The sequence below is a fragment of the Polaromonas sp. DSP2-3-2b2 genome, from assembly GCF_049895905.1.
Classification (GTDB): domain Bacteria; phylum Pseudomonadota; class Gammaproteobacteria; order Burkholderiales; family Burkholderiaceae_C; genus Polaromonas.
Genome location: NZ_JAFCTH010000007.1, coordinates 97277 through 123403, shown reverse-complemented (window position 1 = coordinate 123403; position 26127 = coordinate 97277). Strand labels below are relative to the sequence as shown.

Genomic DNA, 26127 nt, shown 5'->3' with positions numbered 1-26127 from the left:
CGCGGAACCGGCTTTGCCGGGCCGCAGGCGCAGCGGCCCCCTCGGGGGGCAGCGCATTACACGAAGTGAACAGCGTGGGGGTAATCTAAATGGCAGCAGGCAAGGAAATACGCGGCAAGATCAAGTCGGTGGAAAACACCCGCAAGATCACCAAAGCCATGGAAATGGTGGCCGCCTCCAAGATGCGCAAGGCGCAGGAACGCATGCGCGCGGCCCGCCCTTACAGCGACAAGATTCGCAACATCGCAGCCCACCTGAGTCAGGCGAATCCCGAATACACCCACCCGTTCATGGAGTCCAACGACGCCAGGACCACCGGGTTCATCGTGGTGACCACCGACAAGGGCCTGTGCGGCGGCCTGAACACTAACGTGTTGCGTATTCTGACGACCAAGCTCAAGGATATGCAGGCGGCCGGCGAGGATGCGCAGGCGGTGGCCATTGGCAACAAGGGTCTGGGTTTCCTGAACCGTATTGGCGTCAAGGTCGCGGCCCATGCCACGCAGCTGGGCGACAAGCCGCACCTGGACAAGCTGATCGGCCCCGTCAAGGTGCTGCTCGATGCGTACAGCGAAGGCAAGATCAAGGCGGTTTACCTCTGCTACACCCGCTTCATCAACACGATGAAGCAGGAGTCGGTGGTTGAGCAGTTGTTGCCCTTGACTGCAGACCGGATGCAGGCCGACAAGACCGAGCATGGCTGGGACTATATCTACGAGCCTGACGCGCAAACCGTGATTGACGAGCTGCTGGTTCGCTATGTCGAGGCGCTGGTGTTCCAGGCCGTGGCAGAGAACATGGCGTCCGAACAGTCCGCCCGCATGGTCGCCATGAAGTCGGCTACCGACAATGCCGGCAGCGTGATTGGCGAGCTCAAGCTGATTTACAACAAGACGCGTCAAGCGGCGATCACGAAAGAACTTTCGGAAATCGTTGCCGGTGCCGCAGCGGTTTAAGCCGCGCCACCCAGTTTTACAAGATTAAAGAACGAAAAGGATTCGGTCATGGCTCAAGAAACTCTAGTGGATACAAGCATCCAGGGCAAGATTGTTCAGTGTATTGGCGCGGTGGTGGACGTGGAGTTTGCCCGTAACCAGATGCCCAAGATTTATGACGCGCTCAAGATGGAAGGCTCCGCCCTGACACTTGAAGTCCAGCAGCAGCTGGGCGACGGCATTGTGCGCACCATTGCCCTGGGCACGTCCGACGGTCTGCGTCGCGGCAACATCGTGTACAACACCGGCGCGAACATCACCGTTCCTGTGGGCAAGGCCACGCTGGGCCGCATCATGGACGTGCTGGGCGCACCGATTGACGAGCGCGGCCCGGTCGACCAGACGCTGACCGCTCCGATTCACCGCAAGGCGCCGGCCTATGACGAACTGAGCCCATCGCAAGAGCTGCTTGAAACCGGCATCAAGGTGATTGACCTGGTGTGCCCGTTCGCCAAGGGCGGCAAGGTTGGTCTGTTCGGCGGCGCCGGTGTCGGCAAGACCGTGAACATGATGGAGCTGATCAACAACATCGCCAAGGCGCACTCGGGCTTGTCCGTGTTTGCCGGCGTCGGTGAGCGTACCCGCGAAGGCAACGACTTTTATCACGAGATGGCCGACTCCGGCGTTGTGAACCTCGAAAAGCTCGAAGACTCCAAAGTCGCCATGGTCTACGGCCAGATGAACGAGCCTCCAGGCAACCGTCTGCGCGTGGCGCTGACCGGCCTGACGATTGCCGAGTCCTTCCGTGACGAAGGCCGCGACGTGCTGTTCTTCGTCGACAACATCTACCGCTACACGCTGGCCGGCACCGAAGTGTCCGCGCTGCTGGGCCGCATGCCTTCCGCCGTGGGCTACCAGCCGACGCTGGCCGAAGAAATGGGCCGCCTGCAAGAGCGCATCACTTCGACCAAAGTGGGCTCGATCACCTCCATTCAGGCCGTTTACGTTCCTGCCGATGACTTGACCGATCCATCGCCTGCCACGACCTTTGCCCACCTTGACTCGACCGTGGTGCTGAGCCGTGACATCGCTTCGCTGGGTATTTACCCTGCGGTTGACCCGCTGGACTCGACCAGTCGCCAGCTGTCGCCAGCGGTCGTCGGTGAAGACCACTACAACACCGCTAGGGCCGTGCAAGGCACGCTGCAGCGCTACAAGGAATTGCGCGACATCATCGCGATTCTGGGCATGGACGAACTGGCGCCTGAAGATAAGCTGGCCGTGGCCCGTGCCCGCAAGATCCAGCGTTTCCTGTCGCAGCCTTTCCACGTCGCTGAAGTGTTCACCGGCTCGCCCGGCAAATACGTCAGCCTGGCTGAAACCATTCGCGGCTTCAAAATGATTGTGGCCGGCGAGTGCGATCATTTGCCCGAGCAGGCTTTCTACATGGTCGGCACCATCGACGAAGCCTTCGAAAAAGCCAAGAAGATGTAATGAAGCCGGCGTTCGGACAAGCCTTAAAGGGCTTTGCTGAATGCCAACTTTTTCTCATCTTTTAAACTGGAATACGTATGAATACCATCCACGTCGATGTCGTCAGCGCAGAAGAGTCCATCTTTTCCGGTGAAGCCCGGTTTGTGGCTTTGCCCGGCGAAGCGGGCGAGCTGGGAATCTACCCGCGCCACACGCCGCTGATCACCCGCATCCGGCCGGGCGCCGTGCGCATTGAAAAAGCGGATGGCACCGAAGAGTTTGTCTTTGTGGCTGGCGGCATTCTTGAAGTGCAGCCCAACTGCGTGACGGTGCTGAGCGATACCGCCATTCGCGGCAAGGACCTGGACGAAGCCAAGGCCTCATCCGCCAAGGCCCTGGCCGAAGAAGCGCTGAAAAACGCCAAGAACGATATCGATATTGCCATGGCCCAGTCCGAGTTGGCCGTCATGGCTGCGCAGATTGCCGCACTGCGCAAATATCGCCAGAAAAAATAAAAACCAATAAGTGCAGACTTCGGTCTGCATCGGCGGGCGTCCGGCAACGGATGCACGCCATCCGAGCCCCTGTCGCAAGCCAGGGGCTTTTTTCATGGCGGTTTGAACTCCCCGGGTAATTCCCTGGTTCCCAGCAAAGCGTTTGTGCGTGCCCGGCGTGAGATGGGCACTGGCGCTAGGATGTCAGATAGAGGCTGTGCGCGCGTGCGCAATGCCAGAATTTTCATTTCATCTTGATGACTTCATGAATCTGATCGTTGCCCGGCCTGAAGGCCTGTACTGCCCGCAGGGCGACTTCTACATCGACCCCTGGCGGCCGGTTGAAAGCGCCGTGATCACCCACGGCCATTCCGACCATGCCCGAACCGGCCACGCGCGCTACCTGGCGCACGAGAAAGGCGAAGGCATCCTGCGCGCCAGGCTGGGCGACATCGCCCTTCAGACACTGGCTTACGGCGAGCCGGTCATGCACAACGGGGTTCGCATCTCGCTGCATCCGGCCGGCCATGTGCTCGGTTCGGCGCAGGTGCGGGTTGAGCATGGCGGTGAAGTCTGGGTGGCCTCGGGCGACTACAAGCTGGAGGATGACGGCACTTGCGAGCCGTTCGAGCCGGTGGCCTGCGACACCTTCATCACCGAATCGACCTTCGGCCTGCCGATTTACCGCTGGCCTTCCCAGCCCGAGCTGTTTGCCGACATCAACGACTGGTGGCGCGGCAACGCGGCGGCGGGGCGCGCGTCGGTGCTGTTTTGCTATGCCTTTGGCAAGGCGCAGCGGCTGCTGAGCGGCGTTGACGCGAGCATCGGCCCGATCATTGCGCACGGCGCCGTCGAACCGCTGAACCGGGTGTACCGGGATGCGGGCGTTAACCTGCCGGTCACACGGACGGTGGCGGAGGCGGATGCTGCCGCCATCGGCCAGTCGCTGGTGCTGGCGCCGCCGTCGGCGCAGGGGACGCCGTGGATGCGCCGTTTTGGCAACTACTCCGATGCCTTCGCCAGCGGCTGGATGCTGCTCAGGGGCGCGCGCCGCCGCCGGGGCGTGGACCGGGGCTTTGTGATGTCCGACCATGCCGACTGGCCCGGCCTGCAGCGCGCCATCGACGGCACCGGGGCCGAACGCGTGTTCGTCACCCATGGCAGCGTCGCGGTGATGGTGCGCTGGCTGCGCGAGCGCGGCCTGGATGCGCAAGGCTTCAAAACCGAGTATGGCGGCGAGGAAGACATTGCCGACCAGGCGACTCCGCCGGCCGCGGGACAAAAGGGAGGCATTGCACCCGAAGGCCTGGCGCCCGATCCTGTGCAATTCACAAGCGATGACGTTTCATGAAAGCTTTTGCAGCCCTTTACCGCGAACTGGACGCCACCACCTCCAGCTTGGCCAAGCAGGCGGCGCTGCAGCGCTACCTGCAGAATGCCACGCCGGCCGATGCGGCATGGGCGGTGTATTTCCTGGCCGGTGGCAAGCCGCGCCAGTTGGTGCCCGCCAAATTGCTGCGCCAACTGGCGCAGGATGCCGCCGGCTTGCCCGAATGGCTGTTCGACGAAAGCTATGACTCGGTCGGCGACTTGGCCGAAACCATGGCGCTGCTGCTTCCGCCGCCCACTGGCAGTCATGACATCGGTCTGGCGGCCTGGATAGAGCAGCACCTGCTGCCCCTGCGAAAGTCCGCGCCCGAAGCCCTGCCGGACCTTCTGCGCCAGCAATGGAGCCGACTGGCGCCCGACGAGCGGCTGGTCTATTTCAAGCTGATCACGGGTGGCTTTCGCGTCGGCGTGTCGCGGCTGCAGGTCACGCAGGCGCTGGCAGCCATTGCTGGCGTCGATGCCAAGCGCGTGGCGCAGCGGCTGATGGGCTACACCCACATCAGCGGCCAGCCCGGTGCCGCCGACTATGCCGCGTTGATCGCGCCCGAGAGCAGCAGCGAGCTGAACCAGCAAACCAGCGGCCAGCCGTACCCGTTTTTCCTCGCGCATCCGTTCAACCAGCCGCTGGCGCAGTTCGATGCCCTGCTGGGGCCGCCGGCGGGCTGGATCGTCGAATGGAAATGGGACGGCATCCGCGCCCAGCTGGTCAAGCGCGCCGGCCAGGTGTGGTTGTGGTCGCGCGGCGAGGAACTGGTGACCGAGCGGTTTCCGGAACTGGCGGCCATGGGCGCCGCGCTGCCCGACGGCACGGTGCTCGACGGCGAAATCGTGGTCTGGCGCGGCAATCCGGATATGCCTGAAGCCAGCGGCAGCGTGCAGCCCTTTGCCGACCTGCAAAAACGCATCGGCCGCAAAACGCTGGGCACCAAACTGCTGCGCGAGATTCCGGTCGTGCTGCTGGCCTACGACCTGCTCGAATGGCAGCAGCGCGATCTGCGCAGTCTGCCGCAGTCGCAGCGCCGGGAACTGCTGGACACGCTGCTGGCCGACCTGCGCCATCCCGCGCTGCTGCCCAGCCCAGAACTCCAAGGCGACAGCTGGCAGGACCTGGCGCGCCAGCGCGAATCGGCGCGTTCCATGGGCGTCGAGGGCATGATGCTCAAACAGCGCGAAGCACCCTATGGCGTTGGCCGCACCAAGGAGGACGGGCTGTGGTGGAAGTGGAAGATCGACCCGCTCAGCATCGACGCGGTGCTGATCTACGCCCAGCGCGGCCACGGCCGGCGCGCCAGCCTGTACAGCGATTACACCTTCGCCGTCTGGGACGGGCCGCCCGAAAAACTTGAGCGCAAGCTGGTGCCTTTTGCCAAAGCCTATTCCGGCTTGACCGATGCCGAGATGGCGCGGGTCGATGCCATCGTCCGCAAGACCACGCTGGAGAGCTTCGGCCCGGTGCGCAGCGTCAAGCCGACGCTGGTGTTCGAACTTGGCTTTGAAGGCATTGCCCGCAGCCCGCGCCACAAGAGCGGCATTGCCGTGCGCTTTCCGCGCATGCTGCGCTGGCGCGAAGACAAGCCGGTGCCTGACGCCGACACGCTGCAAACGCTGTCGGCCCTGCTACCTGGATGAGCGTGGCCAAATCGTCGGCCGCCGCATCGGCCAAACAGACGCTCAATGCCTGGTTGGCCGAACGCCGCTGGAAACCCTTCAAGTTCCAGCGCGACGCCTGGAAAGCCATTGCCGACGGCCGCTCGGGACTGCTGCATGCCACGACCGGCGCGGGCAAGACCTATGCGGTCTGGCTCGGCGCTTTGATGTCTTTTAGTGCTTTTGCGCAAGCAGGACGGTCGCAGGCAGCTATTAGAAAAGTAGCAAAGCCGAAAAAACCGGAAACTGCGCCCCTGACGGTGCTGTGGATCACGCCAATGCGCGCGCTGGCGGCTGACACGCTGCGCGCCTTGCTGCCGCCGCTGGAAGCCCTGAATGCCGCCATGAACGATGACGGAACGCCGCGTTTCCTCGCCTGGAGCGCCGGCGCGCGCAGCGGCGACACGGCGGCCGGCGAACGCAGCGCCCAGAACCAGCGGTTGCCGACGGTGCTAGTCACCACGCCCGAAAGCCTGTCGCTGCTGCTGGCGCGCGCCGATGCCAGGGAGGTGCTCGGCAGCGTCAGGATGGTCGTGGTCGATGAGTGGCACGAGTTGATTGGCAACAAGCGCGGCGTGCAGGTGCAGCTTGCCCTGGCCAGGTTGAAGGCCCCCACGCTCCCCACTGCGTGTGGTTCGCTGCCCCCCGAGGGGGCCGCCCCGCCTGCAGTCCGGCAAAGCCGGTCCTGCGGCCGGAACTTGTTTGAAGAGGGGGTCGCATCTGCGCCTGCCGAACCCGAATTACTCCTTCCCCCGCTGGGGGAAGGCAGGGATGGGGGCCTGCCCGATCCCGCTGCTTCCCCGCTCGTGATTTGGGGCATGTCGGCCACGCTGGGCAATTTAAGCGAAGCGATGCACACGCTGCTCGGCCATGACAAGGGCGTGCTGGTGCAGGGCCAGGCGGCGAAAGAACTGGTGATCGATTCGCTGCTGCCCGACCGCACCGACCGCTTTCCCTGGGCCGGCCATCTGGGCTTGACGATGCTGCCGCAGGTGATCGCGGAAATCGACAAAAGCGGCACCACGCTGGTGTTTGCCAACACCCGTTCGCAGGCCGAGCTCTGGTACCAGGCGATGCTGGAGGCGCGGCCCGACTGGGCCGGCCTGATTGCGCTGCACCACGGCTCGCTGGACCGGGCGGTGCGCGAATGGGTCGAGCTGGGCCTCAAAAACGGCGAACTCAAGGCCGTGGTCTGCACCTCCAGCCTGGACCTGGGCGTTGATTTTTTGCCGGTCGAGCGCGTGCTGCAGATCGGCTCGCCCAAGGGCGTGGCGCGGCTGCTGCAGCGCGCCGGCCGCTCGGGCCATGCGCCGGGCCGTCCGTCGCGCATCACGCTGGTGCCCACGCTTGGCACTGAACTGGCCGAAGGCGCGGCCGTGCGGGCGGCAATTGCCGCCGGCCATATCGAGTCGCGCACCTCGCCCGACCGGCCGCTCGACGTGCTGGTGCAGCACCTGGTCACGGTGGCGCTGAGCGGCGGTTTTGTGCCGGAGGCGCTGTATGCCGAAGTGCGCGGCGCAGCGGCCTATGCCGGCTTGTCGCGCGAGGATTGGGACTGGTGCCTGTCGTTTGTCGCCCAGGGCGGCCCGTCGCTGGCGGTGTACCCGGACTACCGGCGCGTCGTGCCGGACGAAGACGGCGTGTGGCGCGTGTCTGACGCCCGGCTGGCGCGTCGCCACCGCATGAACATTGGCACCATCGTCAGCGATGCGAGCATGGCCGTGCAGTATGTCGGCGGCGCAAAAATCGGCACGGTGGAAGAAAGCTTTGCCGCGCGGCTCAAGCCCGGCGATTGCTTCCTGTTTGGCGGCAGGTTGCTGGCGCTGGTGCGCATTCATGAGATGACCGCCTGGGTGCGCCGCGCCACGGGCAAGCGCCCAGCCGTTCCGCGCTGGAGCGGCAGCCGCCTGCCGCTGTCCACGACGCTGGCCGACGCGGTGGTCCAGCAACTGGCGCTGGCACAGGAAGGGCGCTTTGATACGCCCGAACTTGCAGCCATGCGGCCCTTGCTGGAGATCCAGCAGCGCTGGTCCGCCCTGCCGACGCCGGACAGGCTGCTCGCCGAAGTGCTGCAAACCCGCGAAGGCTGGCATTTGTTTGTGTATCCGTTTGCCGGCCGGTCGGTGCATCTGGGACTGGCCAACCTGATTGCCTGGCGCGTGGCGCAGCATGCGCCGCGCACCTTCTCGATGGCCGTGAACGACTATGGTTTTGAGCTGCTCAGCGCCACCGAGGTGGACTGGGCGATGCTGCTGCCGCAAGTGCTCACGCCGGATGCCTACACCCCAGGCGAATGCGGAGGCGCCGACTCCGAGCCAGCCAGGGCCGCGGAACCGGCTTTGCCGGGCCGCAGGCGCAGCGTCCCCCCCGGGGGGCAGGAAGCTACACGCAGTGAGCGACCATGGGGGCAGCACATTCAGCGTGGGGGCCTACTTCTTGAAGTGCTGGCCAGCCTGAACGCCAGCGAACTGGCGCAGCGGCGCTTTCGCGAGATTGCCCGGGTGTCGGGCCTGGTCTTTCAGGGCTACCCCGGTGAAAAGCGCAGCAACAAGCAGCTTCAGGCTTCATCGTCACTGTTTTACGAGGTGTTTAAAAAATACGATCCGGCCAACCGGTTGCTACTGCAGGCCGAGCAGGAACTGCTGTCACAGGAACTCGACATTGGCCGCCTGCAGCACGCGCTGGAGCGCATGAACCGCCAGCTTTTGCAGCTTCAGGTGCTGGACCGGCCCACGCCGTTTGCCTTTCCGCTGATGGTCGAGCGCTTGCGCGAACAGCTGTCGAACGAAAGCGTGGCCGACCGGATCGCGCGCATGGTGGCGCAGCTCGACCAGGCGGCCGATGAGCCGGCGGGCCACCACGTCGGTGCCAAGACCGGCAGCGGCGCTGAAGCGGCCGCCGAGACGGTTCGCCTGTCGCTGGCATTTTCGCAGGACACCTTGTCCCGCCCCAAGGATGGCCGCGCCAAGGGACGCAGGCCCGGCTTGTGATGCTGGCCGAACAAACCGCACTGGGCCGCCCGCTGGCGATTGAATGCGCTGGCGAAACGCTGTGGCTGCTGCCCGAGCATGCGCTGTGGTGGCCCGCCGGGCGCGTGCTGTGGGTGGCCGACCTGCACCTGGGCAAGGCCGCGACCTACCGGGCGCTGGGCCAGCCGGTACCCGCCGGCACCACGCGCGAAAACCTGGCGCGGCTCAGTAGCCTGCTGCACCACTACCAGCCGGTGCAACTGGTGTTTCTGGGCGACTTTCTGCATGCGGCGCAGGCCAAAACGACATCCTTGCTGGCGGAACTGGATGCGTGGCGCCAAGGCCATGCGGTGCTGCAATGCGTGCTGGTGCGCGGCAACCATGACAGCCGCGCCGGCGACCCGCCGGCTTCGTTGAACATTCAGGTGGTTGACGAACCCTGGCCCATCGGACCGTTCGCCGCTTGCCACCATCCGCAGAAAAATGCAGCGCGCTATGTGCTGGCCGGCCATCTGCATCCGGCGCTGACGCTGCGCGGGCCGGGACGCGACCATTTGCGGCTGCCGTGCTTCAGTTTTGACGAGCGCTGCGCCGTGCTGCCGGCCTTTGGCGAGTTCACCGGCGGCTGGCAGGTCGAGCGCCAGCCGGGGCGCACCCTGTATGCCGTCGGCGGCCAAGCGGTGTGGCGCGTGCCGGCGCGGCAGTGAAAGCCGCCGGCGGCAGGATTTATGAATGGAATATACCTTTTGCGCATGTACCATAAGCGCAAGCAGCTATTGAAAAAATAGCAAATTCGGTGGCCATCCGACGCGGTTTATTGCAGCAGCGGCGTGTCCGGGAGTTCGTTGGGGTGCTCCGGCGACACGTCGGTCCGACCGAAATTCGCCACCAGCACCGCCGAGGTTTCTTCCAGCGCCTGCGTCAACCCGTCCTCGTAGCGTCCTTCACGGAAGGCGCTGGCCATGTGCTCCACCACCGCCTGCCAGTGGCTGTCGCCGACATGGCGCCGCAGGCCCCGGTCGGCGACGATTTCAATCGCCTGCTCGGCCAGCAGCACATAGACCAGCACGCCGTTGTTGTGTTCAGTGTCCCAGACCCGCAGCTTGCCGAACATCGTCACGGCGCGCTGCCGGATCAGCTTGGCCAGCGGGGTTTCACGGTTCAGCCGCCAGAGGTAGCTCATGGGCAGCGACGACTCGACGCAGATGCGGATCTGGCCGCTGTGGCGCTGTTCGCTGGCGCCGACACGTTCGGCCAGGCGGTGCACCATGTCGGGCGGAATCGCGCGCCGGGTGTCGGAGACATCGAGCCAGAGGTGCTTGAGAAGCAGTGTGAGCTTGTTCATCAGTCCGTTACCAGTTGCCCGAGGCACCGCCACCGCCAAAATTCCCGCCGCCGCCACTGCTGAAGCCGCCCCCGCCACGGCTGCCGCCGCCGAATCCACCGCCGCCAAAGCCTCCGCCCCAGCCCGAAGACCGGCCGCCCATTTTCCCCAAGCCGCCACCGAGTCCTGAAATGAGCGCGAACACCATGCCCACCAATGCCGCGATGCCGCCGATGACCAGGCTGCTGGTGAACACCCAAGCCAGCACGCCGACCGCGCCGCCGGTCGCCACCGAGCCCAGCTTGCGTCCCAGCACGCTCGACAGGATGCGCCCGCCGATGGGCACGGCAAAAAACAGGAACACCGCCAGCGTCGTCCAGTCGAATCCGCCGCCGCTGCCGCGCCCGGCATTGCCCTGCTGCGGCGCCGGCAGGTTTTCACCGGTGATGCGCGCCATGATCTGGTCGGCGGCGGCGTCCAGGCCGCCGGCAAAGTCGCCTTGCTTGAAGCGCGGCGTGAGGGCGGTTTCGATGATCTGGCTGGCGGCCAGGTCGGGAATCGCGCCTTCGAGCGCCTTGGTGGTTTCGATGCGGACCGTGCGGTCGTTCTTGGCGACCACCAGCAGCAGGCCGTCGCCGATGTCCTTGCGGCCGATTTTCCAGCTGTCGCCGATGCGCTGCGCATAGGCGGCAATGTCCTCGGGCTGGGTGGTGGTCACCATCAGCATCACCACCTGCGCGCCGCGCGACTGCTCAAAAGCCGTCAGCTTGGCTTCAAGCGCGGCCTTCTGGGCTGCTGTCAGTGTGCCGGTGCCGTCCATCACATGCGCCGTCAGCGGCGGGACGGGCTGCACGCCACCCTGCGCCCAGGCGGCCAGGCTGGCGAAGGGTAGCCAGAGCGCCAGTAACAGTGCCTGCAAAAGGAAACGGACCCGCATGGACAGCCCTTGCCGCTTATTTCTTGTTGAAATCGACCACCGGCGGCGTCGATATCTGCCCTTCATTGGCCACCGCAAAGTTCGGTTTCACCTTGTAGCCGAAGACCATGGCCGTCAGGTTGTTCGGAAAGCTGCGCGCCAGCACGTTGTATTCCTGCACCGTCTGGATGTAGCGGTTGCGCGCCACGGTGATGCGGTTTTCGGTGCCTTCAAGCTGCACCCGCAGATCGCGGAAGCCCTGGTTCGCCTTCAGGTCGGGATAGCGTTCGCTGACCACCATCAGCCGGCTCAGCGCGCTGCCCAGTTCACCCTGCGCTGCCTGAAACTTCGCAAAAGCGGCAGGGTCATTGAGCGTCTCGGGCGTCACCTGGATCGATGTCGCCTTGGCGCGCGCCTCGATCACCTTGGTCAGCGTGTCCTGCTCGAAGGCCGCTTCGCCCTTGACCGTGGCGACAATGTTGGGCACCAGGTCGGCGCGGCGCTGGTACTGGTTCAGCACCTCGGACCAGGCCGACTTGGTCTGCTCGTCCAGGCTCTGGAACTGGTTGTAGCCGCAGCCCGAGAGCAAAAGGCTCAGCAGTGCGGCGAAAGAAAGACTGAACAAACGAAATGTCATGGAAATGCCTCCAAAATTCAAGCCGCAACACTACCATAGCCGGATGCGGCCTTTCAGGCATTGCCGGACAGGCGCACAATTCCGGACCGGGCCCATTTGGCTATCTTCCGACTGATTCGATTGTCCCCATGCGAAAACCCAAAGCGCTCCCTGCCAGCACCGGCAACCCCGACGACACCGAAGCGGCGTTTTACGATGCGCTGCAGCAAGGCGACATTGAAAAGCTCATGGCCTGCTGGGGCGACGAGGACGAGATGGTCTGCGTGCATCCGGGCGGCTCCCGGCTGGTTGGCGCCGGTGCCATACGCAGCGCGTTCGACGCCATGTTCGCCAACGGCTCGCTGCGCGTGCAGCCGCTCAAGGTGCGCCGGGTGCAGTCGCTGGGCGCCAGCGTGCACAGCGTGCTCGAACGCATTGAACTGCTGACCGAAGAAGGTCCGCGCCATGCCTATGTGCTGGCCACCAACGTGTATTTGCTCACGGCGCAGGGCTGGCGCATGGTGGCGCACCATGCGAGCCCCGGCAGCCTGCACGAGTTGCAGGAAGTCTCCGAATCGCCCGTGCTGCTTCACTGACCGGTGCACGCGGCCATGAACTACGGCGCCCCCTGGTGGCTGCCCGGCGGGAACCTGCAGACCATCTGGGCCGCCTTGCGCGCCCGCCGCTTTGATGGACTGGCGCCCGTGTTCCAGCGTGAGCGGTGGGCCACGCCGGATGGCGACTTTGTCGATGTGGACTGGACCGATCAAGCCCCCACGCTCCCCACTGCGTGTGGTTCGCTTCCCCCCGGGGGGGCGCTGCGCCTGCGGTCCGGCGAAGCCGGTTCCGCGGCCCCTGCTGGTGAGGGAATCGACCCCGCGCTCCCCGCTGCGCGTGGTTCGCTGCTGAATGTTGCGCCCCCACGGTCGCTCACTTCGTGTAGCTTCCTGCCCCCCGAGGGGGTCGCTGCGCCTGCAGCCCGGCAAAGCCGGTTCTGCGGCCCTGGCTTGAACGGTCCTGATGCGCGTGCTTCGGTACGCCCCGAAAAGGCATCGGAACAACCGCTGCTGGTGCTGTTTCACGGCCTGGAAGGCTCCTCTGGCAGCCACTATGCGCAAGCCTTTGCCGATGTGGCGGGCAGCCGGGGCTGGGCCTTCGCCGTACCGCATTTTCGCGGCTGCTCGGGCGAGATGAACCTGGCGCCGCGCGCTTACCATTCGGGCGATTTTGCCGAGATCGACTGGATGCTCAAGCGTTTTGCCAGCCGGCACCACGGCCCGGTTCTGGCGGTCGGTGTCTCGCTCGGCGGCAATGCGCTGATGCGCTGGGCCGGCGAGATGGGCCGGGACGCTGGCCAGGTGGTGGCCGCCGTCGCCTCGGTCAGTGCGCCGCTCGACCTGGCCGCCAGCGGCCGGGCCATCGGGCGTGGCTTCAACCGGCAGGTCTACACCCGCATGTTCCTCAAGACCATGCTGCCCAAGGCGCTGCAAAAGCTGGCCCAGCACCCCGGCCTGTTTGACCGCCAAGTGCTGCTTGCGGCCCGCGACCTGTATGCGTTCGACCATGTTTTCACCGGGCCGCTGCATGGCTTCAAGGGGGTTGACGACTACTGGGCGCGGGCCTCGGCCAAGCCCCATCTGCGCCGGATTGCAGTTCCCGCGCTCGCGCTCAATGCCTTGAACGACCCCTTCGTCCCGGCCGGCAGCCTGCCCCGGCGCGCCGATGTCAGTCCCGACGTGACGCTGTGGCAGCCGGCGCAAGGCGGGCATGTCGGCTTTCCGTCATCCGGTTTCCCGGCGCATGTGCGCGCCATGCCCGAGGCCGTGGCGGACTTTCTGGCCGTGCAGCTTCAGGCCGCACCATGCCCCTGACATGCCCGGGGCTGGCAAAGCAGCGCAAAATACGGGCATGGATGACATGGTTCGAAAAGCGATTGCCAAGTGGCCCAACGTTCCCGACTGCTACGGCTGGCTTGGGCTGGACGCGCGCGGCAACTGGTACCTGCGCGACGATCAGGCGCAAGCGGCCGGGCCGTTTGCGTCAGTCGGCGGCAACCCTGCGGCCGGCAAAGGCTCGCTGCTGCAGCACGAAAAGCTGATTGACTTCATCCAGCGCAATTACGAAAGCGATGCCAGCGGCCGCTGGTTTTTCCAGAACGGCCCGCAGCGCGTCTATGTCGAACTCGAAGCCACGCCCTTCATCTGGCGTGTGAACCCGGCGCCGGATTTTGGCGTGACGGCGCACACCGGCCAGCCCGCGCGCGTCCAGCGCTGCGTGCTTGACGAGCAGGGCTGGCTCTACCTGGAGACCGATCTGGGCTTTGGCCTGGTTCACACCCAGGACATGACGCATGCCGCCGATGCAGTGGTGCAAGGCTTGTGGGTGCCGCAGGAACTGCAAGCCAGTGCCTTGGCGGCACGATTCGGCTATATCTCCAGCCCGCAAGTCATGCAAAAAGCATAGCTGCGCAGGCTGATTCAGCCTGTGAAAACAGCGGGTTTCATTGAATTTTTGCGAAAAAAAACCAGTCACTGACTGGTTTTTTTTCGGTGTCTGATGCTGTCTTTATTTGGCAGCGCTCACCATGTAGACCACCGCTGAATGGATGTCTGCGTCCGATGCGGCAGAGCCGCCCCTGGGTGGCATGGCATTCTTGCCCTTGATGACGCTGGTGGTCAGGGCTTCAATGCCGGTCTGGATACGTGGCGCCCAGGCCGCCTTGTCACCAAACTTGGGCGCGCCGGCCACGCCTGCGGCATGGCAAGCCACGCAGGCCTGTTTGTACAGCGCTTCGCCAGCGCCTGGATTGGCGGCTGCCACCTGGACAGGCGCAGCAGGCGCCGTTGCGGATGGAGCGGGGGTGGCAGCGGCCGCCGCGACAGGCGCCGCCGGCGTAGCCGGAGCCGCCGCTGCAGCGGGCGCATCCGCAGCGCCTGCTGGCACGGCGGGTTCTGCAAACTTGCCGCCTGCGGCGGCTGTCATGTACACCACGGCGCGGCCGATTTCAATGTCCTGAAAGTCGCCGCCGCCCTGCGCGCCCATGGCGTTCTTGCCCTTGAGCGCAGAATTCAGCAGCATGTCGTAGCCGGTGGCGATGCGCGGCGCCCAGGCCGCGGCATCGCCGAACTTGGGAGCGCCTGCCGCGCCCGCCGCATGGCAGGCAATACATTGGGCTTTGTAGACTTCCTCGCCTGCGCGGAGGGGCCGGTTGGCATCGCGGATTTCAACCCTGCCGATTTTCTGGATACGCTCGGCGATGGCGCGGCCGCCATCATCGGCACCGGCCATGGGCTTGTCGGCCGAGGCAACGTAGTAAACCAGGCCAATAATTGCAAAAACCGGAACAACGAAAGAGAAAAAAACCGCTGTCAGCAACTGCTTGGGGGTTTTGATCGGGCCCGTGTGGGCTTCTTCATGGGCCGTGGTGTGATCGTTTGCGCTCATGGCGTCCTCAAAAACAGAAAGTCGGGGACTGTTGCGGACTGCTTCAGTAGGGTTGCATTATAGCGGGGGGCCATGGAAATCCTGATGCGGTTCGGGCCGGCTGATAGAATCCATGGTTATGCCCGGTTTTGCTTGTCCAAGCCGGTCAGTCGCCTCAAAGTCCGGACTTTGGCGAAAGTCGATTTTTTTTCAGCGTTGCGGCTGTAGCTCAGTGGATAGAGTATTGGCCTCCGAAGCCAAGGGTCGTGGGTTCGATCCCCGCCAGCCGCACCATTTCAGACACCCGGAAACCCTTGTGTTTCCTAGCCATCACGCCAACCGACCTGGTTGGCGTTTTTGTTTCTGGTCGATTTCTGGTGGTAGACAAGTGCTGTCTGGTCCTGCCTGCTCACCTTCAACACCTTGACGGGGAACCGCTCTGACCCGACTGCGCAAGAAGGGTAAATGGCTTGGTTTTAGTCGCATGCTGCGACGCTCAAGGGCGTTGCCGAAGCCGACGAAACCTATTTTCTGGAGTCGCGCAAGGGGTGTCGTAAACCGGACCGGCCAGCCCGCCGACGTGTTGGCAAAGCTAACAAACGGGGCTTGTCCAGCGAGCAGGTATGCGTTTGGTAGCCCGGGACCGTACCGAGCAGACCCTGGACTGGGTCACGGGAGTCGGACAGATGAGCAAAGCTCAACTGAACAACGCATTGCAGCGGGTCCTGGCCAGGGACGCACTGCTGGTAAGCGACGCGACGCAATCCAACTTACCCCTGCATTGCGCAGGAAGCAGTCATTTCTTATGCCGCCATCAACCTCAGCGTTGGCGTGCGCATTAACGGCGCTGTCCATATCCAGAACGTCAATGCCTATCATGGCCTACTTAAACAATGGTTCACCCACTTACACGGCGCCGCCATGCACTAGCTAGAAAACCACCTGGGCTAGTTTCGTTCCCTGGACAACCATCATGCTAATTCGCAGGAAGCTACCCTGGCCATGGCTTTTGGCTAATTTTCACATTTAACGGTGGACATAGCCAATTGAAAGACAAGAACCTCTTTCTTGACCATAGAACGCATTCAACTCATGCTTGGTTAGAGCGCTAGGAGCTAGATAAAGCAAACAACCTCATTGACACGCTCATCAATAAAATCAAGAAACCTAAAGGCGGCATCCATGCCAAAGAAAAGCATCCGTTTCGCGTTATCAAATGGCAGTTCAGGTTTGCAAAGGTACTCTACTGTGAACTCAAAAAAACACTCTGATGCACAAGACGCTTTTTGCGCTGTTCCCGTGTGTAAACGATCCAACACCAAGTGCTTGCGACGTAGGGACGAGTGTGCCCGAAAGCAGGGAAACCTTACTGAACAGAGCAAAAACGACCCATTACCACTTAAAAGATTATCCTGAAAAGCCTTAAACGAAGCCAGTTGATTTATTAAACTATATAAAACCAATAGCACGCCTGATTTTGTGTTGTCCAAATTTAATTTGGTAAATCAAGATAAAATATTAACCTGAAATGCACTTTATAAACTGCAGTACATTTAGGCATTTTATGTTTGCACAATGCTTAGAGAATGCCGGGCGAGAGATAATTTTCAAAAACAGATAAAAATACTATGTACAGATGCGGCTCCATCCAAACTGTACGCAGGCTTTAATCAATTTAAGTTCAAGTTATTAAACAAGTTAACTCGTGGAAGCAATATGAAGCAAAAAGAAGCTAAGAAAACGTTAAATACATTTGAAGAGCTGTTATGGGATTCAGCAAATAAACTTAGAGGAGCTGTCGAATCATCAGAATATAAACACGTCGTGCTTAGCCTGATATTTTTAAAATTTGCTTCTGATAAATTTGAGGAGCGCCGAGCTCAACTAATAGAAGAAAATAAATCGCAGTACGTTGACAATGTCGCGTTTTATACTATGAGTAATGTCTTTTATTTACCAAAAGAATCGCGGTGGAGTTTTATCCAGTCGAACGCAAAACAGGATGGACTTGCTCTGAAAATTGATACTGGCTTGCATACTATTGAAAAAAATAATAAATCCCTAGCAGGTGCTTTACCGGACAACTACTTTTCACGTCTGGGACTTGATCGAAGCAAGCTCGCAGCACTCATTGACACGATCAGTAAGATCAATACCCTAGCAGAGAAATCATCTGATATTGTTGGGCGTGTCTACGAGTACTTTCTTAATAAGTTTGCGTTAGCGGAGGGCAAAGGAAAAGGGGAGTTCTATACCCCAAAGAGCATTGTGAACTTAATAGCCGAATTGCTTGAACCTTATAAGGGGAAAATATATGACCCTTGTTGCGGGTCGGGTGGGATGTTTGTCCAGTCCATTAAATTCATTGAGAGCCATCAGGGTGATAAAAAAGAAGTTTCTATTTATGGCCAAGAAGGCACCTCAGCTACATTAAAGTTAGCTAAGATGAATCTGGCCATTCGCGGCATTCCTGCTAACTTTGGAGATAGAGCAGACGATACATTCTTCAGAGATCAGCATCCAAATCTCAAGGCTGACTTTGTAATGGCTAATCCGCCATTTAACCAAAATAGTTGGCGCGCTAAAGATGAGTTGACCGATGACCTGCGATGGGAGGGGTACGATGTCCCACCAACGCAAAATGCCAACTATGCTTGGATTTTACATATTGTCTCGAAGCTTTCAGATGACGGAACAGCAGGTTTTATTCTTGCAAATGGGGCGCTAGCTGCTCAAGGAACCGAGAAGACAATAAGGAAAAGAGTGATTGAGAATGACTTAGTTGAGGCGATTATCGTGCTTCCAATGGACATGTTTTATACTACTGATATTAGTGTTTCGCTATGGATTTTAAATAAAAATAAAAATGCTCGCCAAGTTAAGCGCACGGTTGGCAATGTCCAGTTACGTGATCGACGGAATGAAGTGTTATTCATCGATGGCAGGTCATTTGGTCATATACAAGACAAAAAGTTTATTAATTTTGACTTAGATGATGACATAAAAAAAATTGCTGGAATTTTTCATTCATGGCAACAACAAGATGCAGTTGATAATTATCAAGATATAGAAGAGCTATGCTACGCTGCGACTATCAAGCAGATTGCCGAGAAAGACTATTCATTAGTACCTAGTAAGTATATTTGTTTTAAGCATGACGTGACTTTTGCAAAAAAAGAACATGATGTAGATAAGATCGCGAAAGAAGTGCTTTCAATGTTGGAAAAAGATAGTCAATCAAATGACCAGCTACTAGCGGTTTTGCGTCCTGAGGAACCTGTATATGAAAACTGAAAAGCTAGGAAAATACATACGTCAGATATCGACGCGAAATGTTGATTTATATATTACTGACCTACGTGGCATAAACATGAACAAGGAGTTTATAGCCTCTGTTGCCAATACCATTGGCACTGACATGTCGAAGTACCGGGTTGTAAAACCGAGGCAATTTGCATTTAATCCAATGCATGTGGGACGAGACAAACTAGTTCCAATTAGTATGCTTAGCGGGAAAAACCCTGTAATTGTATCTCCGGCGTATACAGTGTTTGAGATCACGAAGCCAGATGAACTACTTCCTCAGTATCTAATGCTCTGGTTCCGTGAATCGGATTTCGACAGACGGGCATGGTTTACGACAGATAATAGTGTTCGAGGAGGGTTTAGTTGGGAGTCATTTTGCGACTTAAATGTGCCGGTTCCAGACAAAAAGATACAAGCGCTTATTTGCTTGCGTGCATTATTCGAAAAGCAAGAAGAACTTGTGGAAAAAAAGCTAGAACTAATTGAAGCCATTGATCCCACAGAAACATAAAATGAAATTTACCGAAGCTCAACTAGAGCAGGCAATAATTGACCTGCTAGGCAATGAAGGCTATTCGCATGTGATAGGTGAAAAGATAGAGAGATCACCCGAAGAGGTTTTGATAAAGGATGATCTTCGCGCTTATTTGAGAACTAAATATGCTGCTGAGAAACTGACGAACAGTGAAATTGAGCTGATTATTAAAAAACTCGAATTGTTGCCCTCATCTGATCTCTATGGAAGTAATAAGCTCTTCATGTTATGGGTTTCGGATGGATTCATTTTTCGACGTGAAGATGCAGCAAATAAAGACTTATCAATACATCTTATAGATTATGTCGAGGTGTCTCAAAACATCTATAAATTGGTAAATCAATTAGAGATCGTCGGTTACGAAAAACGTATCCCAGACGGGATTCTCTACATCAATGGTATTCCATTTGTTGTGTTTGAGTTTAAAAGCGCAGTTCGCGAAAAGGCTACTGTGCATGATGCCTTTGTGCAGCTCACTGTTCGATACCGTCGTGATTTACCTGAGTTGCTAAAATATAATGCCTTTTGTGTGATTAGTGATGGGATTAATAACAAAATCGGATCTATTTTTTCTCCTTACGAGCATTTTTATGCTTGGCGAAAAATCGATGGCATGGAAACTGTTGGAAAAGATGGCATTGACTCTCTGTTAACTATGATTAAAGGTTTATTTAAAAAAGTTCGACTTTGTGATGTTATTCACAATTTTATATTTTTTCCTGATAATCCTAGAGTAGATGAAAAAATTGTGTGCCGTTACCCGCAATATTATGCGACAAAGCGCCTCTACAGCAGCATATTAAATGGGCTAAAGCCAGCAGGTAGCGGAAAAGGTGGGACTTACTTCGGTGCGACTGGATGCGGCAAAAGCTATACGATGCTGTTCTTGTCGAGACTGCTCATGAAGTCCCTAACTTTCGCGAACCCTACGATAATTCTTATCACTGATAGAACAGACTTAGATAATCAGCTCGCTGCCCAGTTCACTGCAGGAAAAACATTTATCGGCGACGATCAAATTATCAGCGTTGAAAACCGAGAGGAATTACGAACACTTTTGGCAGGTCAAGCTAGTGGTGGAGTTTTCTTAACAACGATCCAAAAATTTACAGAGGATACGAAGTGTCTAACCAAACGAAATAATGTCATCTGTATTTCAGACGAGGCTCACAGAAGTCAGACTAATCTCGATCCTAAAATTAGAATATATGAAGACGGCATCGACTATAGGTATGGTTTTGCCAAACATCTGCGCGATTCTTTGCCTGAAGCAACTTTTGTAGGATTTACCGGCACTCCGATCGAGACAACTATTAAGGTTTTTGGAGATGTGGTCGACACGTACACCATGGCGGAATCTGTACAGGATGAGATTACTGTCCCACTAGCATACGAACGTCGATTTGCAAAGGTAGCTCTTAATTCTGTTAAGGTCAAAGAAATTGAAGAATACTATGCGAAGTGTGCAAATGATGGAGCAAATTTCTATGCAGTAGAGGAAAGTAAATATGCTAGCACTCAAATTGATTCGATTCTAGGAGATAGCAATCGATTAAAGTTAGTGGCAAAAGATTTCGTTACGCACTATGAGCGTCGCTTGAGTGAAGGAGCCACTGTAGCTGGAAAGGCGCTTTTCGTTTGCAGCAATCGAACAATAGCTTATAACTTATATCGGGAGATTATTGCCTTGCGCCTACAGTGGGCTGAATGTGATATTTCAAGTCGTCACATAAGCTCAGCAAATAAGTCAAAGAAAGAAGCAAAGCCTATTGAGCGCATTAGAATGGTTATGACTCGTAACCAAGACGATGATGCAGAACTATATAAACTCCTTGGAAGTAAGGATTATAAAAAAGAATTAGATAGGCAATTTAAGATAGAAGATAGCAACTTCAAAATTGCTATAGTAGTTGATATGTGGTCGACTGGATTCGACGTTCCATCTTTGGACACTATTTACATAGACAAACCAATTGAACTTCATAACCTAATACAGACAATTTCCCGTGTTAATAGAAAATTTGCTGGTAAAGAAAAAGGGCTTGTTGTTGATTATATTGGAATCCGTCCACAATTGAACATCGCCTTAAAGCAATTTGCCACAGGTAATGCGTTGAATATTGATGAGGTAGAAGATTTAATTAAAATTGCTAGAGCCAATCTAGCCACGCTTGACGACATGTTTGTAGGGTTTGATTTTGACCGCTATTATGGAAAAGTACCGGTCGATAGACTTTATTGTTTGAGAGACGCTGCAGAGTTTGTGCAAGAAACAACTAACTTTGAGCGAAAGTTTATGTCAACAGTAAAGGGCTTGAACTCTGCATATGAAATATGTTCGGGTAATGATGATTTGTTGTTGGCAGAACGAAGTCGTATTCATTTTTATACAGCTATACGATCGATTTTATTTAAGTTAACTAAAGGTAATGCACCGGATTTGCAGCAAATGAACTCCAAAGTCCGTGATATGGTTAATGAAGCACTCAGGTTAGATGAAATAGATACAATAATTGGAATAGGTTATGAAGAAATAACTAATATTTCATTAATTGATGACGAGACTTTCGAGAAGATCGAGAGTCTTAGCCTAGTTAGTACGAAGGCTAAAGTTCTGCAAAGTATTATTGCTCGAGCAATTGCAAGTTTAGAAAGAAAGAATAGAGTCAAATCTGTATCGTTCGGCAAGAAATTTCAGTCTCTTGTTGATAGGTATAATCTTGCACATGAGGACACAAAATCATCTCCCGAAAGAGTAGATGGTTTCCTTGCTGAATTTTTTAATTTATGCAAAGAGATTTCACTTGAGCAAAAGAGTGTGAGTCATGCTGGATTGAGTGAAGAGCAAGCGGCTTTTTATGATATTTTACGTTCACTTGCGGATCAGAATAAATTTTTTGTTATAAATGAAAGTTTATTAATATTATCTAAGAAGATTGCTGATTTGATTGTCGAGAAAGCTAGATTCACTGACTGGAATTGTCGGCCTGATATAGGAGCGGAATTGCAAGCTGGATTGATTATTTTGCTAGAAGAAGGCAGTTATAGTGGGGTTGGTTGGGAAGAAGTTTATAAAGAAATTTTCGAACAGGCTAAGAGCTTAAGAGGAATCGAATAGTTTTGGAGCTTGAGCTATGTTTTAGAAGACAAACTAAAGATTTTTGCGTCATATATATTTTCTTGGGTTACGTCCAGCCATGACAAAAACAAAGATAAGGTTCGAGTTTTTTGTTTATGAAAGTATGTAATACCTATTTAATATAACGGTATCGATAATTTGGTATTCAGGGGTCGGAAATTGGGTTTCTCATTTAGAGCGTCAATAACAAGCCAGTCTCGCAAATTTTTTAAGTAGCCTACTTATAAGTCTGAACGATGGGATACCTGCATAGTCGCACGCAGCGTTGTCAGCAAGTTCTGATCTATGTTGTCGAAGATCTGGGCCATATTCCCTTTGTGAAATGTGAAATTTCTTGAGATGACCTTCTGTTGATTCAGGGTTGACTGTGGGCCTCCAGTCGCTATGCCAAAATGTAAAATGCCCCATGCAGTTTGAACTGCACGGGGCAAGAAAAGCCAGCTCAAGACAGCGGGTCAAAGTCCGGTCGTTGACACCAGAAACTGATCAACCTCAAGCGCCGGAAACTGTGCTTTCAAGATATTAAGCAGCGCCCGGACCTGTAGTGAGTCCGGCACCACACCGTCAACCAGTGGGGAGCGCTTGGCATTCTTGAGTTCATCGGCCTTGGTCAGGTAACCCTGTGCCGTGAGCCAGGCGGAAAGTTGAGGGTAGCTCATGGTCCGCGTCAGCCCCCAGGCACCTTGCGCATAAGCACGCAAAAAACCCCGCCGGGCCAAGCCTACAGCGCCTTCAGCGGTTGCGTTGATGCCTACGCTGATCCCTCCAACTTGTTTTCGGTTGGCTTTGGCGCCAGCGAACTGGTAATGCTCTTGCCAGCGCTGGAAATCACCCAGCGTTTTTAAGCAGTTCTTTCGACGCCACTCATCAAAATAGGCACGGGCGCGCTCGCCATCGCGGGCAGTGGGCCACGGCACCGTTTCAAACACCAGATGCTCCACCCCTTGCACAGCGCACATTGAAGGATTAACCGGACGGCATTTCATATCAAACTCCATATTGAGCGTGACATCCTGCGTCTTCATCAGCACATCCTCGCCCGTGACCCACTGCTCGCGCATGGACGTGAAAGAACGGGTCTGGGTTTTGTCACCGGGCTGGCGATTAAAAAACAAGTCCACCATGTAGGCGTTGTGGTCCTTGCGTGGCACGGGGGGCGAAACCCCGGCTTTTGCCAGCACGATGTCGCCATCACCGTAGGACTGGGCGGTCAGCTGTCCACGGGTCCTAAAAGGGATGAGCTGGCTGACCTGATGCTTGCATTCCAGCATGCCCTTGTCCGGCGCGACGCGCTCGCACAGTGCCTGGTAGCGCCGTGCCAGGGGACCGGTCAAGTCCAGATCGTTTTGACCGGCTGTCGTCAAAAAGCCGTCCGTGGTCACGCTAACAACCTGATGGTGCGCTGGAATACCGTTCAGTATTTCCGCTAGGACGGCTCGGACAAAGCCGGTGGTGTGCGCCGCCATCGCTGCGTTCGTGATCTGCGAGTGCGGCAGTTTTTCCGTCTTCATGGTGCGCGATTCAAACACGCGCTTTTCGCGTAGGCCTTGAGCCGTTTTGCCATAGCAGGAGTTTCCCAGCAGCTTGGCATACTGCTCGGGCATGCTGCCCTTGGGATGCGCGGCGCGCAGTTCGCGGATGCGCTTGGTGAAAGGCTCGAAGATGCGGTCATCGCCGGTTTTCCATGTATAGACGATGCCATGCAGCACTTCAATTTCGCATCCCAAACGCAAGGCGACTTCGATTTCCGGCGCGGTGCAGTAGCTTTCGCCCGCCATCGGGAACACCAACCCCAGCCGCTCATGACGAACCGGCAGGACCGGGTAGCGGACCGTCTCGGGATGGGAGAACTTGACCCATGCAAAGCCCAGGGTGTGGCCCCGGAAATCTTCAGGATTTGTCGTGAATTTCACGCCGCTGTACTCGAAATGGCGCAGGTCCACCATGCCGGTCGTGTAAGCACCAGCCAAATCAAAATCGTTCCAGATGCTGACTTCGGTCGGTCCATACAGATAGCACTCGTTGCGCCCGCCGTGGTAGCAATCCGAAATAAACGGCTCATGGATGGCGCGAAAGTTGGTCGCCACATGGTGCGTAACCGTTTTTACGCCACCCTTGCCACGCTCACCGGTTTTGCTATAAACCGTGTCAGAAACGGTTTTCAGGCCGAACACCTCGTGATGGTCCACGCCACTGGCCTTTAGGGAATTGAGAAACATCATCACACCCAGCCCGCTCGCGGTCGCTGGCAAAGACTTCGCTCCGGCCTGCGTCCGGGCAAAGTCCTGCAGCTTCAGCATGTACCGCACGGCAATTTCCGCATCGCGCAGCCCATACGCCTCAAAGGCCGGCTTGTCACCCTTGAGCAACGCGCCCATGCGCTCAATGCTGTAGCCCTCGGGCAGGGCCAGTTTTGGGTAGCCCAGAAGGTCGCCCATCTGCTGCAGCGAAGTTTTTTCCTGCGCATGCCGGGCCATGTCGATAAAGCGGATTTTCATCATGCGCATGACGCTGTTGTCATCGACCACCGATGAGCGGCTGCGGGTGATGTTGGCCAGGTCAGCCGGGTCAAGCTCGACTTGCAGGGCGGCATCGTCTCCAATGGTGGCAGCGCGACCGCCCACATTGTCGATCTGATGCTTGAACTGGGCCAGATCAGAAAAAGCCGCAAGGTCAACGCGCAAAAAGAAACCACAAACCGTGATGCGCGAAGGCCATTCATAAATAAAGCCCTCGGCCATCGCCTCGGCAATGACCTTAGCCAGCGACTTGGCAAAGTTGAGCCGTTCATCCTTGTGAAAACCCTTGGGATACAGAACGCGGGGATAGGCGCCGTTCTCGCCGATCAGGAAAAACTGCACTGAAAGAATGTTGTTCTGGTTGGCTACAGGGTCGAACTCCCATTCGGCATCGAGCCCGACATGGACTTCGGGGCCGCGACCGGGGCAGGGCTTTGTCGGGTCAGCCATGAAGTCCTTCAGCTCGTTGTCGGCGACCTGCAATTGCCGCTCAAGGTCGGCTTCTGGGTCAAAAAAAGAGTCATCCAAAAGATCAAGCTCAAACGCTGGAGCAGGCTCAAGGCGCTTGGTGTATGTCTGCGGTATATAGCCCCCTACGTCTGAGCTGCACCGCTCGTCGGCAGGCAGGGAAAAATCGGATTCGTGGTTGAAATTGACAGTCATAGTGTGGTCCAAAAAAAGAGCCGCCTAGCCCACATTGCTGCGGGCTACACGGCTCTGTTCAATCTTTTTGTTTAGACTTCCGTGGTGGTGTTGGTGTCGGTAGAAGGCCCCTTGGGGAGCTTCGTTGCCTTTATGACAACGGGTGCGGGTGCGGGGACTGGCTGGGTCAGGAATGACCAGTCGGGTTGCTTGGCATTGCGCCCTGCTTTCACAAAGTCATTGAACAAATCTCGCACCTGTATGCCCAGGGTGTTGTCAGTTACCGCGATGTAAGCCAGCATGTGGTTGTGGCTGTCCTTGACCATTACGCCTTTATTGGGAATGTGCGAGACGCGCTGAATCAGGAGGCGGGCAATAAGGTCCCCGCTGGGGGTTGTGATGTGGTTAGACATGAAATTTCCTTGAAAGTTGAAAATGACAAATTGCGATGGGCTATTTGTGGCCACCGAGCTGTTCCCGGCGATTGGCTCAAGTTTTAAGCAGGCGTGTTTTTTCGTAAATGAAAAAATAATGGGTGCAAGTTGTCAAAACGCACAGGCGGCGACCTAGGTATCTCCTAGGGAAGAATCGACCGAGGTCGCGCGGAGGGGGACGCTTAGGGAGAAAATCTTCTCTTGACAAATACAAAATTCGGAGGTTCAGGTGGCGCCATTTCGGCGCGGTGCCGGTCGCCCGAGCACTGCTGCTGAAAACTCCGGAAAGTGACATACGCCAATGCAGCCAAAGCAGAGGTCGGTGCAGCGACACAAACAGCATCGGGTACAAAATGCCAAGATGCC

At 57.1% G+C, this 26127-nt stretch carries 19 protein-coding genes, 1 tRNA gene and 2 pseudogenes; 16 read left to right on the top strand and 6 right to left on the bottom strand.

Annotation, left to right across the window (positions count from 1 at the left end):
* The first annotated feature begins 89 nt into the window (after positions 1-89).
* The 7 genes from atpG to pdeM all read left to right on the top strand — a co-directional run bounded on the left by atpG (position 90) and on the right by pdeM (position 9614).
* Positions 90-956 carry a F0F1 ATP synthase subunit gamma gene (atpG, locus tag ACP7AD_RS08470; protein ID WP_426147144.1) on the top strand — a complete coding sequence of 289 codons (867 nt, stop codon included), beginning with the start codon at positions 90-92 and terminating at the stop codon, positions 954-956.
* 48 nt (positions 957-1004) lie between these two features.
* Positions 1005-2429: a F0F1 ATP synthase subunit beta gene (gene atpD / locus ACP7AD_RS08465; protein ID WP_029526500.1), complete on the top strand. Its 1425-nt coding sequence runs from the start codon at positions 1005-1007 to the stop codon at positions 2427-2429.
* A gap of 77 nt (positions 2430-2506) precedes the next feature.
* Positions 2507-2923, top strand: coding sequence for a F0F1 ATP synthase subunit epsilon (locus tag ACP7AD_RS08460; RefSeq protein ID WP_426147146.1), 417 nt, complete (start codon positions 2507-2509; stop codon positions 2921-2923).
* A 244-nt stretch (positions 2924-3167) separates the two neighbouring features.
* A complete protein-coding gene (locus ACP7AD_RS08455) occupies positions 3168-4253 on the top strand; it encodes a ligase-associated DNA damage response exonuclease (RefSeq protein ID WP_426147147.1) in 1086 nt (361 codons plus the stop codon).
* Positions 4250-5920, top strand: a complete 1671-nt coding sequence (locus ACP7AD_RS08450; protein ID WP_426147149.1) for an ATP-dependent DNA ligase — start codon at positions 4250-4252, stop codon at positions 5918-5920. The genes ACP7AD_RS08455 and ACP7AD_RS08450 overlap by 4 nt, the downstream gene beginning before the upstream one ends.
* A complete protein-coding gene (locus ACP7AD_RS08445; protein ID WP_426147151.1) occupies positions 5917-8928 on the top strand; it encodes a ligase-associated DNA damage response DEXH box helicase in 3012 nt (1003 codons plus the stop codon). Before ACP7AD_RS08450 ends, ACP7AD_RS08445 begins: the two co-directional genes overlap by 4 nt.
* The gene (gene pdeM, locus ACP7AD_RS08440; RefSeq protein ID WP_426147153.1) at positions 8928-9614 is read left to right on the top strand and encodes a ligase-associated DNA damage response endonuclease PdeM; all 687 of its coding nucleotides are present in this window, start codon (positions 8928-8930) and stop codon (positions 9612-9614) included. The genes ACP7AD_RS08445 and pdeM overlap by 1 nt, the downstream gene beginning before the upstream one ends.
* A 107-nt stretch (positions 9615-9721) precedes the next feature.
* Here the strand turns inward: pdeM and ACP7AD_RS08435 are convergent, their stop codons facing one another.
* Genes ACP7AD_RS08435 through ACP7AD_RS08425 form a run of 3 tightly spaced genes read right to left on the bottom strand, consistent with a single transcriptional unit; the run spans position 9722 to position 11784 of the window.
* On the bottom strand, positions 9722-10252 hold the full coding sequence (locus tag ACP7AD_RS08435) for a TPM domain-containing protein (protein ID WP_426147155.1): 531 nt from the start codon (positions 10250-10252) through the stop codon (positions 9722-9724).
* 7 nt (positions 10253-10259) lie between these two features.
* Entirely contained in the window at positions 10260-11168 is a 909-nt protein-coding gene (locus tag ACP7AD_RS08430) for a TPM domain-containing protein (RefSeq protein ID WP_426147156.1), read from the bottom strand.
* Positions 11169-11184: 16 nt separating this feature from the next.
* On the bottom strand, positions 11185-11784 hold the full coding sequence (locus tag ACP7AD_RS08425; protein ID WP_426147158.1) for a LemA family protein: 600 nt from the start codon (positions 11782-11784) through the stop codon (positions 11185-11187).
* 128 nt (positions 11785-11912) lie between these two features.
* Between ACP7AD_RS08425 and ACP7AD_RS08420 the strand changes: the two genes are divergently transcribed.
* The 3 genes from ACP7AD_RS08420 to ACP7AD_RS08410 are packed head-to-tail and all read left to right on the top strand — an operon-like array spanning position 11913 to position 14226.
* Entirely contained in the window at positions 11913-12359 is a 447-nt protein-coding gene (locus ACP7AD_RS08420; protein WP_426147160.1) for a YybH family protein, read from the top strand.
* A gap of 15 nt (positions 12360-12374) precedes the next feature.
* A complete protein-coding gene (locus tag ACP7AD_RS08415) occupies positions 12375-13634 on the top strand; it encodes a YheT family hydrolase (protein WP_426147162.1) in 1260 nt (419 codons plus the stop codon).
* Between the two features lie 37 nt (positions 13635-13671).
* Entirely contained in the window at positions 13672-14226 is a 555-nt protein-coding gene (locus ACP7AD_RS08410) for a DUF2946 family protein (protein ID WP_426147164.1), read from the top strand.
* Positions 14227-14328: 102 nt separating this feature from the next.
* Here ACP7AD_RS08410 and ACP7AD_RS08405 read toward each other — a convergent pair whose 3' ends face one another.
* Positions 14329-15207, bottom strand: coding sequence for a c-type cytochrome (locus ACP7AD_RS08405; RefSeq protein ID WP_426147166.1), 879 nt, complete (start codon positions 15205-15207; stop codon positions 14329-14331).
* Positions 15208-15404: 197 nt separating this feature from the next.
* On the opposite strand from ACP7AD_RS08405, the gene ACP7AD_RS08400 reads away from it, so the two are divergent.
* The 6 genes and pseudogenes from ACP7AD_RS08400 (at position 15405) to ACP7AD_RS08375 (ending at position 22145) form a co-directional block, all read left to right on the top strand.
* Positions 15405-15480 (top strand) — tRNA-Arg (locus ACP7AD_RS08400).
* 105 nt (positions 15481-15585) lie between these two features.
* Positions 15586-16203 (top strand): annotated as a pseudogene (locus ACP7AD_RS08395) (IS1595 family transposase); the annotation flags it as partial.
* 95 nt (positions 16204-16298) lie between these two features.
* A pseudogene (locus ACP7AD_RS08390) lies at positions 16299-16480 on the top strand (IS5/IS1182 family transposase); the annotation flags it as partial.
* 422 nt (positions 16481-16902) lie between these two features.
* Positions 16903-18480, top strand: coding sequence for an N-6 DNA methylase (locus ACP7AD_RS08385; protein ID WP_426147167.1), 1578 nt, complete (start codon positions 16903-16905; stop codon positions 18478-18480).
* Positions 18470-19003 carry a hypothetical protein gene (locus tag ACP7AD_RS08380; protein ID WP_426147168.1) on the top strand — a complete coding sequence of 178 codons (534 nt, stop codon included), beginning with the start codon at positions 18470-18472 and terminating at the stop codon, positions 19001-19003. The genes ACP7AD_RS08385 and ACP7AD_RS08380 overlap by 11 nt, the downstream gene beginning before the upstream one ends.
* A 1-nt stretch (position 19004) precedes the next feature.
* A complete protein-coding gene (locus ACP7AD_RS08375) occupies positions 19005-22145 on the top strand; it encodes a type I restriction endonuclease subunit R (RefSeq protein WP_426147169.1) in 3141 nt (1046 codons plus the stop codon).
* A 476-nt stretch (positions 22146-22621) separates the two neighbouring features.
* Here ACP7AD_RS08375 and ACP7AD_RS08370 read toward each other — a convergent pair whose 3' ends face one another.
* Positions 22622-25348 (bottom strand): DNA polymerase, encoded by a 2727-nt coding sequence (locus ACP7AD_RS08370; protein WP_426147171.1) that lies wholly within the window; start codon positions 25346-25348, stop codon positions 22622-22624.
* 71 nt (positions 25349-25419) lie between these two features.
* Entirely contained in the window at positions 25420-25740 is a 321-nt protein-coding gene (locus tag ACP7AD_RS08365; RefSeq protein WP_426147172.1) for a hypothetical protein, read from the bottom strand.
* Positions 25741-26127 lie beyond the last annotated feature (387 nt).

Coding starts and splice junctions, on each gene's coding strand:
- ACP7AD_RS08385 (WP_426147167.1), top strand. CDS start 16,903: ATGAAGCAAAAAGAAGCTAAGAAAACGTTAAATACATTTGAAGAGCTG.
- ACP7AD_RS08455 (WP_426147147.1), top strand. CDS start 3,168: ATGAATCTGATCGTTGCCCGGCCTGAAGGCCTGTACTGCCCGCAGGGC.
- ACP7AD_RS08450 (WP_426147149.1), top strand. CDS start 4,250: ATGAAAGCTTTTGCAGCCCTTTACCGCGAACTGGACGCCACCACCTCC.
- ACP7AD_RS08460 (WP_426147146.1), top strand. CDS start 2,507: ATGAATACCATCCACGTCGATGTCGTCAGCGCAGAAGAGTCCATCTTT.
- ACP7AD_RS08420 (WP_426147160.1), top strand. CDS start 11,913: ATGCGAAAACCCAAAGCGCTCCCTGCCAGCACCGGCAACCCCGACGAC.
- ACP7AD_RS08445 (WP_426147151.1), top strand. CDS start 5,917: ATGAGCGTGGCCAAATCGTCGGCCGCCGCATCGGCCAAACAGACGCTC.
- ACP7AD_RS08425 (WP_426147158.1), bottom strand. CDS start 11,784: ATGACATTTCGTTTGTTCAGTCTTTCTTTCGCCGCACTGCTGAGCCTT.
- ACP7AD_RS08405 (WP_426147166.1), bottom strand. CDS start 15,207: ATGAGCGCAAACGATCACACCACGGCCCATGAAGAAGCCCACACGGGC.
- ACP7AD_RS08430 (WP_426147156.1), bottom strand. CDS start 11,168: ATGCGGGTCCGTTTCCTTTTGCAGGCACTGTTACTGGCGCTCTGGCTA.
- ACP7AD_RS08415 (WP_426147162.1), top strand. CDS start 12,375: ATGAACTACGGCGCCCCCTGGTGGCTGCCCGGCGGGAACCTGCAGACC.
- ACP7AD_RS08375 (WP_426147169.1), top strand. CDS start 19,005: ATGAAATTTACCGAAGCTCAACTAGAGCAGGCAATAATTGACCTGCTA.
- ACP7AD_RS08365 (WP_426147172.1), bottom strand. CDS start 25,740: ATGTCTAACCACATCACAACCCCCAGCGGGGACCTTATTGCCCGCCTC.
- ACP7AD_RS08380 (WP_426147168.1), top strand. CDS start 18,470: ATGAAAACTGAAAAGCTAGGAAAATACATACGTCAGATATCGACGCGA.
- ACP7AD_RS08410 (WP_426147164.1), top strand. CDS start 13,672: ATGGATGACATGGTTCGAAAAGCGATTGCCAAGTGGCCCAACGTTCCC.
- pdeM (WP_426147153.1), top strand. CDS start 8,928: ATGCTGGCCGAACAAACCGCACTGGGCCGCCCGCTGGCGATTGAATGC.
- ACP7AD_RS08435 (WP_426147155.1), bottom strand. CDS start 10,252: ATGAACAAGCTCACACTGCTTCTCAAGCACCTCTGGCTCGATGTCTCC.
- atpG (WP_426147144.1), top strand. CDS start 90: ATGGCAGCAGGCAAGGAAATACGCGGCAAGATCAAGTCGGTGGAAAAC.
- atpD (WP_029526500.1), top strand. CDS start 1,005: ATGGCTCAAGAAACTCTAGTGGATACAAGCATCCAGGGCAAGATTGTT.
- ACP7AD_RS08370 (WP_426147171.1), bottom strand. CDS start 25,348: ATGACTGTCAATTTCAACCACGAATCCGATTTTTCCCTGCCTGCCGAC.